Genomic DNA, 13765 nt, shown 5'->3' with positions numbered 1-13765 from the left:
TCAATCCTTTTTCTGTATTCGAATGATGCCGCGTTTCTCAATGTATCGGTTTTTGTTAAACTTATTACCAAATTAATGATTCAACGACGTAAAACACGGGTGGTTAATGTTGGTGGTGTACTGATTGGGGGAGATAATCCCATTTCTGTGCAGACCATGACAAAGACCCATACCGAGGACATCGATGCCACAGTGCAGCAGATCAAAGAACTTGAGGCGATCGGATGTCATATAGTTCGGGTAGCAGTGCCGACGATTGTTACTGCCAGGTGTCTCGGTGCCATTAAGAGGCAGATAGGCATTCCGCTTGTGGCTGATATACACTTTGGGCATCACCTTGCTCTGGAGGCTATCGCCCAGGAGGCCGATAAGATACGAATCAACCCGGGAAACATGAAGGACAAGAAAAAGCTGGAAGAGGTGGTAATTGCGGCTAAAAATAAGGGGATTCCTATTCGTATCGGAGTTAATTCTGGCTCTGTGCGTGGCGAAGGAGACGAACACGAAGTGCTAACCACACTGATGGTAAAAACCGTCTTAAAATATTGTGAGCACTTTGAATCACTGGGGTTTCGAGACATTGTGTTGTCGCTTAAGGCATCAGACGTTCCTTCAACCCTGGATGCTTATAGATCGATAGCAACCCAGTGTGACTACCCGTTGCATTTAGGTGTTACAGCGGCGGGACCACCGAGCCTGGCGACGATCAAGTCCGCTATTGGTATCGGAGGTTTGCTTTCCGAAGGTATTGGCGATACCTTGCGGGTTTCTTACACGGGTGCCTCTGAATTGGAGGTCAAGGCTGGATATGATATCCTTGAAGCACTCGGTCTTTACAAGCGCAAGGGGGCTGAACTCATTTCCTGTCCTACGTGTGGACGGTGTGAAATCGATTTGGTGCGCATTGTAGAACAGGTTAGACAACGTTTGCCAGGAGATAAGAAGCACCTGCAAATTGCTATCATGGGATGTGTGGTAAATGGTCCTGGAGAGGCTCGGGAAGTTGATATCGGTATTGCTGGTGGCAAGGGGTTTGGATTTCTTTTCAAGAAAGGCGAAAAGGTACGAAAGATACCGGAAGACCGCATGGTAGATGAACTTTTAGAAGAAATTGCCCACATGGCGTAAATAATGAAAAATATTGTCGTCCTCGGTTCCACAGGCTCTATCGGTAAAAATACCCTGGAAGTCGCTCGAAATTTAAAGGATAAGTTTCGGGTGATTGGTTTGTCTTCAAACTCACGCTGGGAATTACTGGCAGACCAGGTCGAGGAATTCAAACCCAGATATGTTGCCTTAAATGATTGTCAATTCGCTGAAAAGTTGAAATACCGCTTTCAGAACAATCAACTGAAAATACTAATGGGAGGCAATTGTCTTAAAGAAATTGTTCTGCACCCTGAAGTGGATATTGTAGTTTCAGCCGTAGTGGGGGCGGTGGGCTTACCCGCTGCTATTGCGACAATAGAGCAGGGAAAGACCCTTGCTCTGGCCAATAAGGAATCACTGGTTATGGCTGGCCATATTGTGATGTCACTGGCCAGAAAAGATCAGATATTACCTGTAGATAGTGAACATAGCGCAATATTTCAGTCCCTTCATTCCGGTAAGCCAGCTGAGGTTAAGCGGGTTATTATTACCGCGTCAGGTGGTCCTTTTTATGACTACCCTGCAGATAAACTTTCCGATGTAAAGCCTGCACAGGCCCTAAAGCATCCTACGTGGCAGATGGGACAAAAAATTACCATAGATTCAGCCACTTTGATGAATAAGGCGCTGGAGATTATTGAGGCTAAATGGCTTTTTGATCTGAAGGTTGAACAAATAGACGTTGTTATACATCCACAATCGATTATCCATTCTATGGTTGAATTTTGTGATGGGTCGGTTATTGCTCAGATGGGAATGCCGGACATGAAGGTGCCAATCCAATATGCCTTAACATATCCGGAAAGAAGTCCTCTCTGTGTTCGGCCGTTGGATTTGTCAAGTATAGGAAGTCTTACTTTCAAAAAACCCGATATGGAAAAATTCCCCGCTCTGAGGCTGGGTTATCAGGCAGCCCGGGAAGGAGGTACGATGGGGGCGACGCTCAACGCTGCCAATGAGGTGGCAGTACAAGCATTCCTGAACGGTCAAATTCAATTTACAGAAATTACGTCATATGTAGAAAAGGTGATAAATAATCACCACTTTATTAAAAATCCTTGCCTGGAGGATATCCTTGCGGCAGACGTCTGGGCAAGACAGGAGATAAAAAAATGCCTTATGTAAATGTATCAGCCAATGTCATTCTTGTAATTGTCGGTATCGGTTTGCTTATCTTTATCCATGAACTTGGTCACTTTCTTATGGCCAAAAAGATAGGAGTCCGGGTACTGGCATTTTCGCTGGGTTTTGGGCCAGCAATATTGAAAAAGCAGTGGGGAGAAACTGAGTATCGACTTTCCCTCTTTCCGCTGGGTGGCTATGTCAAGCTGGCTGGTGAAGGTCCGGAAGAAGAAAAGACTGGTTCCTCATGGGAGTTTTCTTCCAAGAGCGCAGGGCAACGCGCTTCTGTGCTTGTGGCGGGAGTAGCATTAAACGCTGTTTTAGCCTTTATTGCCTTTATTGTTGCCTTCCAGATCGGTGTGCCTTTTATTGCTCCTGAGGTAGGGCAGGTTGCACCGGGTTGGCCAGCCTGGGATGCGGGAATTCAGCGGGGGGACAAGATCGTTGAGATTGATGGAAGCAAAGACCTTGATTTTGAAGACCTTTTTACGATTGTTGCCCTGAGTAATCCGTCCGCCGGCGTAACTCTTAAAGTAGAACGAGATAATAAGACTTTTGATGTAAATGTCACGCCTAAGTACGATACTGAGCATGGTATCCAGCGCATAGGAATTATGCCGGCTACTAGCCTGGAAATTGATAAGATATTTGCCTTTGAAAATAATTATTCCCCTGCCAGAGATGCAGGTATCCTGGTCAAAGACACCATAGTTGCCGTAAACGGTAAGCGGATTTCCACAGAGGATGAGTTCCGTGAGATTGAGGGTATAAGTCCCGGAAAAGAGATTGTACTTACGGTACTGCGAGATAATAAAGAAATGGAGCTTAAAGTTACTCCGTTTAAGCCTGCCAGGTGGATGTTTGGTCTTTCCTGCGCAACTGCAATCCTTGATGGTGTAAAAAATAATAGTCTTGCAAGCAATGCAGGTTTCCAGAAAGGGGATGAGATCATCGAAGTTAATTCAATACCTGTAACAGGTTTTACTAATATCAGGAATCTGGTTATTGATGCCGAAGAAAAAACGTGCATCTTCACCGTTAAAAGGAATGACACGGTAACCCTCGTTTCTGTCCCGCTTGATGACGAAAAGACGAAGGAGGAATTTCTGAGTGGGCTTACCCCTTTCTATGGACTGAAGGTGGATTCGCTTGTTAAAGGGTTTCCTGCAGAAAAAATTGGACTAAAACCAGGCGACAAGATTATCTCACTTGACGAGAAGGAGCTAAAAGACTGGAATGCCCTCCTGCAGATGGTGATGATGAGCCAGGGAAAACCGATGGTAATTGAATGGGTGCGCGGTGATGAGCGGTTTGTATCTACCATTGAGGCCCAAAAGGACGAAAAGAATGCAATTGGCAGTATCGGGGTAAAATTCAGGGAAAAAACGGTAATAAAGCAATATGGTCTGCTTGGTTCGTGCGTTGTAGGCACAAAAAAGGCAATAGTTAATGTGCAGAGACTGTATCTTACGATAAAGGGGTTTTTCTCTCAAAGGCTTTCGACAAAGAATGTCGGGGGATTTATCCTTATTGCCCAGGCATCTTACGAATCGGCAAAGGTGGGTTTCGGTAAACTGGTATATTTTCTCGGTATATTGAGCCTCCAGCTCGCGCTTTTGAATATTTTACCCGTCCCCGTATTGGACGGAGGCCATTTATTGTTTTTAGCTATTGAACGGATCAAAGGTTCCCCTGTGAGTCAAAGAACACTCTCCATAGCTCAATATATAGGTTTTGGTCTTATTATTACTTTGGTCATTTACGCCACACGTAACGACATCATGCGGTTGCTGACGCTTTAGAAAATAACCACCAAAATCTGTCCTTTTTAATATGACTGAACTAATTGATATCACCACTCCGGGGCAGAACATAAGTTATTCGCTAAAAGATATTGCCATTATTGGCAGGGCATCCACTACCGATATCCAACTTGAAGACCTCATGGTTTCACGACATCATGCAAGGATTAGCAAATCGAACGAGGGATATTTTATTGAAGATTTGTGCAGCCGGAATGGTGTTTTTCTGAATGGCGAACGCATAACTTCTCCCCATCCATTAACTGATGGATGCAAGATCTGTATCGGCCCGCATATGTTAATCTTCAGGAATACCGAGTCAATACATTCATGTCCCGCCGAATACTCACACAATGAGTACACACAGCTTATTGTTGCTACAAAAGATCAGTTACCAGTTGGAACTCTTGATGAGAAAATTTACCATGAGACCGCTGGCAAAGAGGAATTTGAGAAATTACAAAAAAACTTAAAAGTCTTCCAGGAAATTGCAAGGGCTATCGATAATATTTTTGATATTAATGCATTACTGAAAGAGATTATACAGATTCTTTTTACCGTGTTTCCCCATGCCGGACGATGCTTTGTGGCCTTACAAGATCATGGGGAGGCTAAATTGACAATTAGAACGATTCAAACAAAAGACCCTGCGCTGGCAGGGGAAGAGAATCTCCTGAGCCAAACACTTGCTCAGCGTGCCATCAAAGAACGAAAATCGTTGCTTATTATGGATACACAAATGGATTCCAGGGTCAGTATGAGTATAAAGATAATTGGCGCTAATTCCATCCTATGTGCTCCCCTTCTCTGTCCGAAAAGAACTTTAGGTATATTACAAATAGAAAGCAAGAGCAAAAACTACGAGTTTTCCAAGGCAGACCTGGATCTTGTTACCGGCATCGCGTCTCAGGTGGCATTATTAATTTATAATGCCGAACTTCTTGACGATCTCAAGAAGGCGAAGGAACGTATTGAATTTGAAAATAAAAACCTCAAAAGACAGCAAAAGATACACTCCTCTTTCAGTAATATTGTTGGTACAAGTGTAAAAATCAAAGAAACATTGGAATTAGTGAAAAAAGTCAGTAACGCTCCTTACAGCGTCCTTATTACGGGTGAAAGCGGCACAGGAAAAGAATTAATCACCAGAGCCATTCACTACAATGGATCGAGGTCCGAGCAGCCTTTTGTTGTTTTAAATTGTGCTGCAATTCCACGAGATTTGCTCGAAAGCGAACTCTTTGGTTATGAAAAAGGGGCATTCACTGGTGCGATGGAAACCAAGCTAGGACTTTTTGAGGTGGCAAACAACGGCACTATTTTCCTTGATGAAATTGGGGAAATGCATGTTTATACCCAGGCAAAAGTTCTGCGTGTTTTACAAGAAAAGGAATTCCAGCGAATAGGAGGAACCAGGGTAATTAAGGTCGATGTGCGTATTCTTGCTGCGACCAATAAAGATTTGAAGGCTGCTATGAGTAGCGGGGAATTTCGGGAAGACCTGTTTTACAGGTTAAATGTTGTACCTATCCATATTCCGCCATTACGTGAGCGTAAGGAAGACATCCCCCTGTTTATAGCACATTTTCTGGCATTGAGCTGTGCCGATGTTGGTAAGCGTGTCAAAGGTTTTACTCCAGAGGCATTGACATTTCTTTCGAATTATGCGTGGCCTGGCAATGTGCGGGAGTTAAGAAATGTTATTGAAAGGATTGTCACCCTCGTTCCGGATGATAGCATAGTCGGGGTGGAGATGCTGCCGCAGGAGGTTTGTAATAAATCTGCCGTACGGCTGCAAAAGTATAAATCCACAGGAACTCTTTATGAGGCTCAAAAGCAATTGGAGATCGAGATGCTCCTGGAGGCGCTTAAATCCTCGGGAGGCAATAAATCCAAGGCTGCAGAACTGCTCGGAATCAGTAGGAAGGTATTATACGAGAAGATAGAAACCTATAAAATTCATAACAATTTAGCAGAGTAAAGCTTTCCAAATATTCATAAATTTATTCAATCAGGAGATGTGATTATTTTCCTTAAGCCCTTTTCAGTATTCTTTTTGTTCGACGGTACTACACATTGGATTTTAGATTGCCAGACCATGTTTACTCTTGACACAAGAACCTCTTTTGTTATAATTCTGACTTCTTTTATTCTTATCATGATTTTCGGTAATAGAACAGATACATAATTAAGTTTATGGAAAATGCCATACGTAAGGCAAGCGTCCTTATAGAAGCCCTTCCCTATATACGATCATTTAGAAATAAGGTGGTTGTAATCAAGTTTGGCGGAGGGGCCATGTCAAACGATGAAGTGTTGACAAGTGTGCTTCAGGATATTGTTTTTATGAAGACTGTTGGTATTATGCCCATCCTGGTGCACGGGGGAGGCCCTCACATCAGCCAGGAGATGGCAAGGAGGGGCTTGGATCCGAGATTTGTGGAGGGACATAGAATTACCGACCGTGAGACTCTGGAGATAGCAAAAGATGTCCTGATCAATCAAATCAGTGCCTCTATAGTAAAGAAAATTTCCGAGTTGGGTAATGAAGCGGCCTGCATTTGGGAAAATGGATACTGTCCATTAAAGGCAGAAAAACACTATGTCGAAACGAAGACAGATTATGGTGAGTTAAAAAAACTAGACATTGGTTTTGTAGGTAAAGTTACTTCTATTGATCGGGATAGGTTTTTGAAATTGTGTACTTCCTGTACAATCCCTATTGTGCCTCCTATTGCAAAAGGCACGAATGGAGATATCTACAATGTCAATGCGGATAATGTTGCGGCATTTATTGCAACGTCACTTGGCGCAGAGAAGCTCGTTTTTCTTTCAAACACACACGGCATCATGACGAAACCAAACGACGAAACATCTTTTGCCTCTACGTTGCATGAAGATGAGGTTCATGCGCTCATCGATAAAAAGATAATCAGAGAGGGAATGCTTCCTAAGGCATTAGCATGTATTACTGCGGTTAAAGCCGGGGTGAAAAAGGCGCATATCATTAATGGCTTGATTCCTCACGCACTTTTATTGGAAATTTTTACTGATAAAGGCGTGGGAACGCAGATTATCGTGTAGAAGATCATTGTATCTGGTAATGAATATTGTATAATCCAGGGATTGAAATCGGTTTGTTATTTCAATCCCTTTTTTCATTTTTGAGGAACCAAAAATCATGAATACGAAAGAGATTAAAGAAATTTATGATCGCTATGTTATCCCTAATTATATTCGGAATCCTATTTTACTGGTCAAAGGCAGTGGTGTGGATGTGTGGGATGCTGAGGGAAAGCGATACCTTGATCTCTTTTCTGGCTGGGCGGTAAGCCTGTTGGGACACTGCCATCCCAATGTCGTTGCCGCCATCCAAAGCCAGGCCGCGAAACTTCAGCATGCACCGAATATTTATTTTACGGAACCACAAGGATTGCTGGCGAAACATATCTCTGAAAAATCATTTGGTGGGCAGTGTTTTTTTTGTAACAGCGGCGCTGAAGCCAATGAAGCAGCGATCAAACTTGCCCGTATCCATAACTCAAACACCGGAAAATACAAGATAATTACTTTTTCCGACTCGTTCCATGGCCGGACTATTGCCACAGTTACTGCAACTGCACAACCAAAATATCACAAGGGATTTGCGCCGCTTGTTGAAGGATTTTCCTATGTTCCATTTAATGATCTGGAAGCGTTAGAAAAATCGATAGACGATAAGACCTGTGCCATCATGCTCGAACCTATTCAGGGAGAAGGTGGTATTAATATTGCCTCCAGAGAATTCATGCAAGGTATAAGAAGACTATGCGATGAGAAAGGATTATTGATGATCCTGGACGAGGTTCAATGTGGCATGGGGAGGTCTGGAAAATATTTTGCTTATCAGCACTATGATATAGAACCTGATATTATGACATTGGCAAAGGCCCTCGGTGGTGGTGTAGCCATTGGCGCTATGACGGCAAAAAAAGAAATTGCAAAAAGCCTTATTCCCGGAAGCCATGCATCTACTTTTGGTGGAAATCCTTTAGCATGCGCTGCTGGAGTAGCCGTGTTTGAAACGATTGAAAAAGAAGGTCTGCTGGATAATGTTAAAAAAATGGGTAGTTATTCCATAGAGCAATTGAAACTGCTCCAAAAAACACATAAAATTATAAAAGCGGTGCGTGGCGTTGGTCTCATGGTCGGGATTGAACTCAATGTAAATGGGGCTGAAATCATCAAAAATTGCATCAGGGCAGGGCTTTTCCTCAATTGTACCCATGATACAGTTATTCGGTTTATGCCCCCTCTTAATGTTAAGAAAGAACATATCGATGAAGGACTGAATATTTTAACATCCATCCTTTCTAAACCTTAAATTTGTGAGAGAATGCCTATGAAATGCAAAGATTTACTTTCAATTGCAGATCTTTCGAAAGCTGACATTGAGGAAATATTTCATGCTACAACAGAACTCAAGGAATGGCACAACAAGGGATATGATGAAAAGTGTCTTAATGGGAAAATCCTGGGGATGATTTTCGAGAAGAGTTCTATGCGCACACGAGTTTCCTTCGAAGTGGCAATGATACAAATGGGTGGTCACGCCATCTACCTGACCCAAAGTGATATCAACCTTGGCAAAAGAGAGGCGGTAAAAGACGGCGCCAGGGTGCTGTCACGCTATGTGGACGGGATCGTAATCCGCACATTTGGCCAGGAGACTATCCAGGAACTGTCCCGATATGCGACTGTGCCAGTTATTAATGCCTTGTCAGATTATCTTCATCCTTGCCAGGCGCTCACCGATATGTATACCATTAAGGAAAAATTTGGCACTTATACGCAGGCAAAAATAGTCTTTATAGGGGATGGAAATAATGTTGCACGGTCTTTAGCTCAGATCTGTGCAAAACTGGACGTCCATTTCCACATTGCTTCGCCAAAAGGTTATGAACTCACACCGGATTTTATTTCTAGGACCAAACAAATGACAGATGGAAATGAGGTAATACATTTGTATCAAGACCCAAAAAAAGCAGCTGAAAATGCGCAGGTTATTTATACAGACACATGGGTCAGCATGGGACAGGAGGCAGAGAAAGAGGTGCGCCAACAAGCTTTCGCAGGGTTTCAAATCAATAACGATATTTTGAAATTAGCAAAGGATGATGTAAAGGTAATGCACTGCCTCCCAGCTCATCGCGGAGAAGAAATCACAGATGAAGTTATTGATGGTCCACATTCTATCGTATATGATCAGGCTGAAAATAGACTCCATGTAGAAAAAGCACTTTTGAAACTTTTATTACGAAAATAAAACTATGAGAGTCGATGATCGCGCATACGATGAGCTGCGTCCTTTAATCATTACAAGGCATTTTACCAGATATGCCCCGGGCTCTGTGCTTATTGAGACCGGGAATACCAAGGTCATTTGTACCGCTTCGGTAGAAGAAAGTGTTCCTCCTCATATCAAAAATACCGGCGAAGGTTGGATTACGGCAGAATATTCTCTCCTGCCAAGTTCCACCCCTGTGAGGGCTCCAAGAGAATCTACCAGGGGGAAAGTAGGAGGCAGAACCCACGAAATACAGAGGCTCATTGGCCGTTCCTTGCGTTCCATTGTTGATCTTTCCTTATTGAAGGAGCGGACTATCTGGATTGACTGTGATGTTATCCAGGCTGATGGCGGTACACGCACTGCCGCTATTACAGGTAGTTACGTGGCATTGATGGATGCTATCCAATGGCTCAGGAATAAAGATATGATCAAAGAAAACCCTGTCCTTAATAGTATTGCAGCCGTAAGTGCCGGGATTGTGAATGGTGTTGTTTTGCTAGACCTCTGCTATGCAGAAGATGCAGCTGCACAGGTAGATATGAATATAGTAATGACCGGGGATGGTAAATTTATTGAATTACAAGGTACGGGGGAAGAATATACTTTTGATGACGAACAATTAACGGAGATGTTGAAGGTGGCAAAAAAAGGCATTCGTGAGATTATTGAAATTCAAAAAAAGGCATTGGGAATTGTATAAATAAATGTAATTCCTATACAATGAAATTCCGAGACGGAGGCCATATCCCCGTGGCTAAAAAGACATAGTGATAAATATCAAAGAGATAATACAATCTGATCTTATGCCGGCTCATATTTCGAGAAACAAGAGGAGAGTAAATATGACTTCATTCGTAAATACAATTCATGCAAAGACCATTTTAGTAGCTACGCAAAATGAAAAAAAGAGGGCAGAAATAAAAGAAATCCTTGCGGATATGCCAGGGATCCTGCTTCGGGGTCCTGATGATTTTCCTTTTCTACCAGAGGTGGAAGAAGACGGAAATACCTATCAGGAAAATGCTATAAAAAAGGCAACCGTTCTGGCTAAGGCCTGCAATACATGGGCAATGGCAGATGATTCGGGGCTTGAAATCGATGCCCTGAATGGACGTCCTGGCATCTATTCATGCAGGTATGCAGGTCCGAATGCAACTGATGAAAAAAATATAGAAAAAGTATTGTCAGAACTAAAAGGTGTTCCGAAGGAAAGGCGCACTGCCCGGTTTATCTGTAGTATCGCCCTGGCTGATCCTTATGGACTGTTTTTTATTGTCGAGGGTCGTTGTGAAGGATTTATTACCGAGGGTCCCCGTGGAAAAGGCGGTTTTGGATACGATCCTGTTTTTTCTGTACCTGAGTATCATCAAACCTTTGCAGAATTAGTACCTTCAATTAAGAACAGAATCAGCCATCGTGCCAATGCCCTGAAGCAATTCAAGGAACGAATACGACCCCTGGTTCAAAAAATCTAGTTGTTTTTTAAAATCATATCCGGAGATTGGGAACTAGCAATGACACGCGAAAAATGCTGCCGAAGGCAGCCTGATTTAATGTTAAGGATACCATATGAGCGGTACGGTGGCTGATATGAAAAAAGATACTCTGAGAGAGACAGTCTATGCCTTTAATAATACGGATACTGTTGCGACCTATGACATAGACATGGATGTCTGGCATCCGAACCGCGTCAAAATGGCATCCATTGTGTGTGAGGTATTGCCGTTTGATAGGGCAGAAAAATTAAGCATATTAGACCTGGGTGTTGGTACCGGTTACCTCTCACAGAAGATCATTGAAATGTTTCCCCATGCAAAAATTGTAGCCGTGGATGCTGCCGAACTCATGATGGACAAGGCTAAATTAAGGCTCAAAGACCGCCTCGGACAAGTCACATTTCAAATCTCTACTTTCCAGGAATTACCTGATAAAATAAATACTATTTCTGGTTTGGATGCAGTAGTCTCTTCGTTTGCCATCCACCATTTGTATAGAGAAGAAAAGCTCAGGCTTTTCCAGTATATTCATTCAAAATTAAAGCCACACGGTTGGTTTGTAAATTGTGATGTTTTTAAGACTGCTGATGCCGTGCTTGAGGCCAGGTTCAGGCGTTTACATCATCAGGGGATACAAGAGAGGACGCGAAAGATCAAGCGCCAGGAGAAGACCCTCGACCAAATCTCATCAGAATTGACAGATAAGGAGAAAAAGGACGGCGATCATCTTTTATTCCTTGCGGACGATCTTCAGCTCCTTGCAGAGTCGGGATTCCGCACTGCGGAGTGTTTTTGGAAGGAATATCGGGAAGCAGTGTACGGCGGGATAAAATGATTCGTTTGAATGATGTTAGTCTGGCCTTCGGTAGCAAGGCGATTTTCGATAATATTTCTCTCCACATACGGAGAAACGACCGGATCGGTTTGATCGGTCCCAATGGTACAGGCAAATCCACACTATTCAAACTCATTTGTAAGTTTATTGAACCCAGTGCAGGCGATCTTGTTTGTGCAAAAGATACAAATATCGGCTATCTTCCTCAGGAAGGTTTTGTCTTCAAGAAAAAGACCGTCTTCGAAGAGGCCAGTTCAGCATTTGAAGACATTCTTCACTTAAGAAGTCAGATTGATACGATTCACACCCGGTTGGACGATCTCTCCATACGAGGCGAGGACCATCAATTGCTCCTAGATCAGTATGCGCACCTGCAACATCAGTTGGAGGTTATTAACGGCGCTAAAGTTGATGCAGAAACAAGCAAGGTTTTGAAAGGAATGGGGTTTAAAGAATCAGATTTCGAAAAGAGCATAGGCACATTTAGCGGTGGGTGGCAAATGCGGGTGGCCCTTTCCAGGTTGTTGCTCCAGGAACCCAATCTGCTCCTTTTAGACGAGCCAACAAATCATCTGGATATTGATTCAATACTCTGGTTGGAAGAGTATCTCAAAGAGTATAAAGGCGGATTGATTATCATCTCACACGATCGGACATTTCTCGACCGGAACATTACCAAGGTCTGGGAACTGGAAAAGGGAAAGATTTATGAATACCATGGCAATTATTCCTTTTATGAGGCCGAAAAAGAAAAGCGGGCAGAAATGCAAACGGCACGCTACGTCAACCAGCAGAAAAAAATTAAAGAAGTGGAACGCTTTATAGAACGATTTCGGGCAAAGAATACGAAGGCATCACAGGTGCAGAGCCGAATCCTTATGCTCGAAAAGATGGAAAAGGAGGAATTGCCTGAAAATACCACAGAACAGGTAAAATTTAAATTCCGCACATCAAAACAAAGTGGCGTAACCGTACTTGATGTAAAAGATGTTTCTCATGAATACGGCGGACGGTTGATCTTCCACGATATTTGCCTTTCGATAGAACGGGGGGAAAGAGTGGCACTCGTAGGACAAAACGGGTCGGGAAAGTCCACGCTGTCGCGTATCATTGCCGGTCTGGAACAGCCGCATTCAGGCACTATCAAGATGGGGCATAACGTCCTCTTTGATTATTTTGCCCAGGAGCATGCTGAAAAATTAAATAGTGGCAATACGTTGCTGCAGGAAGTCGAATCGGTCGCTCCATTTTCCATGATTCCTCAGGTCAGACACATATTAGGGGCCTTCCTGTTTTCCGGCGATGATGTCTTCAAGACCGTCAGCGTCCTGAGCGGTGGAGAAAAGTCTCGCCTGTCCCTTGCCAAAATGCTTTTAAAGCCCACGAATTTTTTAATCCTTGACGAACCCACAAACCATATTGATATTACCACCAAGAGGATTCTCAAGAATGCCTTATTGGAATATGCAGGAAGTCTGTTGATCGTATCTCATGATAGAGATTTTCTGGATGGTCTGGTCTCCAAAGTTTATGAACTGAGAAATGGCAATATCCACGTCCACCTGGGAAGTTTTAAAGATTTTCTCGAAAAGAAGACGTCTGATTTACATAGAGAAACTGGAGAAGTCAAGACAAAGGCATCATCTCCGTCGAAAGTGGAAGAAAGCGGTTCACAAAAAAAACAGTACTTGCTAAAAAAAGAGCACAATGCCAGGAAACGGAAACTCGCAAAAGAAGTTCAAAATATTGAGGCAAAGATTGCCTTATTGGAAACACAAAAGAAGGAACTGGACCATATTTTTTTAGATCCCACACTTTATAATAACAAAGAAAAGTCTGTCGAAATTAACAAGCAGCACAGAACGATTATTCAGGAATTGAACACCCTTTATAGCAGATGGGAGATAGCCCGCACGGAATTAGAATCTGTAAGCGATAATTGTGGCGAATGACAGAACTATAGTAAATTTCGCAAGTAAATTGACATTCTACCATTTGAATGTTATTCCCACGAAAATGGGAATCCAGGAAG

At 43.0% G+C, this 13765-nt stretch carries 11 protein-coding genes; all 11 read left to right on the top strand.

Annotated features, from left to right (window positions below; genetic code table 11):
* Positions 1–75: 75 nt before the first annotated feature.
* On the top strand, positions 76–1128 hold the full coding sequence (gene ispG, locus BROSI_RS04555) for a flavodoxin-dependent (E)-4-hydroxy-3-methylbut-2-enyl-diphosphate synthase (protein ID WP_052565643.1): 1053 nt from the start codon (positions 76–78) through the stop codon (positions 1126–1128).
* 3 nt (positions 1129–1131) lie between these two features.
* Entirely contained in the window at positions 1132–2274 is a 1143-nt protein-coding gene (locus BROSI_RS04550) for a 1-deoxy-D-xylulose-5-phosphate reductoisomerase (protein ID WP_052562585.1), read from the top strand.
* A complete protein-coding gene (gene rseP / locus BROSI_RS04545; RefSeq protein WP_052562583.1) occupies positions 2262–4073 on the top strand; it encodes an RIP metalloprotease RseP in 1812 nt (603 codons plus the stop codon). Before BROSI_RS04550 ends, rseP begins: the two co-directional genes overlap by 13 nt.
* Positions 4074–4104: 31 nt before the next feature.
* Positions 4105–6054, top strand: coding sequence for a sigma-54-dependent Fis family transcriptional regulator (locus BROSI_RS04540; protein WP_052562581.1), 1950 nt, complete (start codon positions 4105–4107; stop codon positions 6052–6054).
* Positions 6055–6269: 215 nt separating this feature from the next.
* Positions 6270–7157, top strand: a complete 888-nt coding sequence (gene argB / locus BROSI_RS04535; RefSeq protein ID WP_052562579.1) for an acetylglutamate kinase — start codon at positions 6270–6272, stop codon at positions 7155–7157.
* A gap of 97 nt (positions 7158–7254) precedes the next feature.
* Positions 7255–8436: an aspartate aminotransferase family protein gene (locus tag BROSI_RS04530; protein WP_052562578.1), complete on the top strand. Its 1182-nt coding sequence runs from the start codon at positions 7255–7257 to the stop codon at positions 8434–8436.
* Between the two features lie 12 nt (positions 8437–8448).
* On the top strand, positions 8449–9378 hold the full coding sequence (gene argF / locus BROSI_RS04525) for an ornithine carbamoyltransferase (protein WP_052562577.1): 930 nt from the start codon (positions 8449–8451) through the stop codon (positions 9376–9378).
* Between the two features lie 4 nt (positions 9379–9382).
* Entirely contained in the window at positions 9383–10102 is a 720-nt protein-coding gene (rph, locus tag BROSI_RS04520; protein ID WP_052562576.1) for a ribonuclease PH, read from the top strand.
* Between the two features lie 142 nt (positions 10103–10244).
* Positions 10245–10877 (top strand): XTP/dITP diphosphatase, encoded by a 633-nt coding sequence (locus BROSI_RS04515; RefSeq protein ID WP_052562574.1) that lies wholly within the window; start codon positions 10245–10247, stop codon positions 10875–10877.
* 115 nt (positions 10878–10992) lie between these two features.
* Positions 10993–11733: a class I SAM-dependent methyltransferase gene (locus BROSI_RS04510; RefSeq protein WP_157842383.1), complete on the top strand. Its 741-nt coding sequence runs from the start codon at positions 10993–10995 to the stop codon at positions 11731–11733.
* Positions 11730–13685 (top strand): ABC-F family ATP-binding cassette domain-containing protein, encoded by a 1956-nt coding sequence (locus BROSI_RS04505; RefSeq protein WP_052562570.1) that lies wholly within the window; start codon positions 11730–11732, stop codon positions 13683–13685. Before BROSI_RS04510 ends, BROSI_RS04505 begins: the two co-directional genes overlap by 4 nt.
* The last annotated feature ends 80 nt before the right edge of the window (positions 13686–13765 follow it).

Source organism: Candidatus Brocadia sinica JPN1 (assembly GCF_000949635.1).
Taxonomy (GTDB): domain Bacteria; phylum Planctomycetota; class Brocadiia; order Brocadiales; family Brocadiaceae; genus Brocadia; species Brocadia sinica.
Note: the sequence above shows the minus strand (reverse complement) of the source record. Positions and strands in the feature narration are given on the sequence as shown.

Coding starts and splice junctions, on each gene's coding strand:
- ispG (WP_052565643.1), top strand. CDS start 76: ATGATTCAACGACGTAAAACACGGGTGGTTAATGTTGGTGGTGTACTG.
- BROSI_RS04550 (WP_052562585.1), top strand. CDS start 1,132: ATGAAAAATATTGTCGTCCTCGGTTCCACAGGCTCTATCGGTAAAAAT.
- rseP (WP_052562583.1), top strand. CDS start 2,262: ATGCCTTATGTAAATGTATCAGCCAATGTCATTCTTGTAATTGTCGGT.
- BROSI_RS04540 (WP_052562581.1), top strand. CDS start 4,105: ATGACTGAACTAATTGATATCACCACTCCGGGGCAGAACATAAGTTAT.
- argB (WP_052562579.1), top strand. CDS start 6,270: ATGGAAAATGCCATACGTAAGGCAAGCGTCCTTATAGAAGCCCTTCCC.
- BROSI_RS04530 (WP_052562578.1), top strand. CDS start 7,255: ATGAATACGAAAGAGATTAAAGAAATTTATGATCGCTATGTTATCCCT.
- argF (WP_052562577.1), top strand. CDS start 8,449: ATGCCTATGAAATGCAAAGATTTACTTTCAATTGCAGATCTTTCGAAA.
- rph (WP_052562576.1), top strand. CDS start 9,383: ATGAGAGTCGATGATCGCGCATACGATGAGCTGCGTCCTTTAATCATT.
- BROSI_RS04515 (WP_052562574.1), top strand. CDS start 10,245: ATGACTTCATTCGTAAATACAATTCATGCAAAGACCATTTTAGTAGCT.
- BROSI_RS04510 (WP_157842383.1), top strand. CDS start 10,993: ATGAAAAAAGATACTCTGAGAGAGACAGTCTATGCCTTTAATAATACG.
- BROSI_RS04505 (WP_052562570.1), top strand. CDS start 11,730: ATGATTCGTTTGAATGATGTTAGTCTGGCCTTCGGTAGCAAGGCGATT.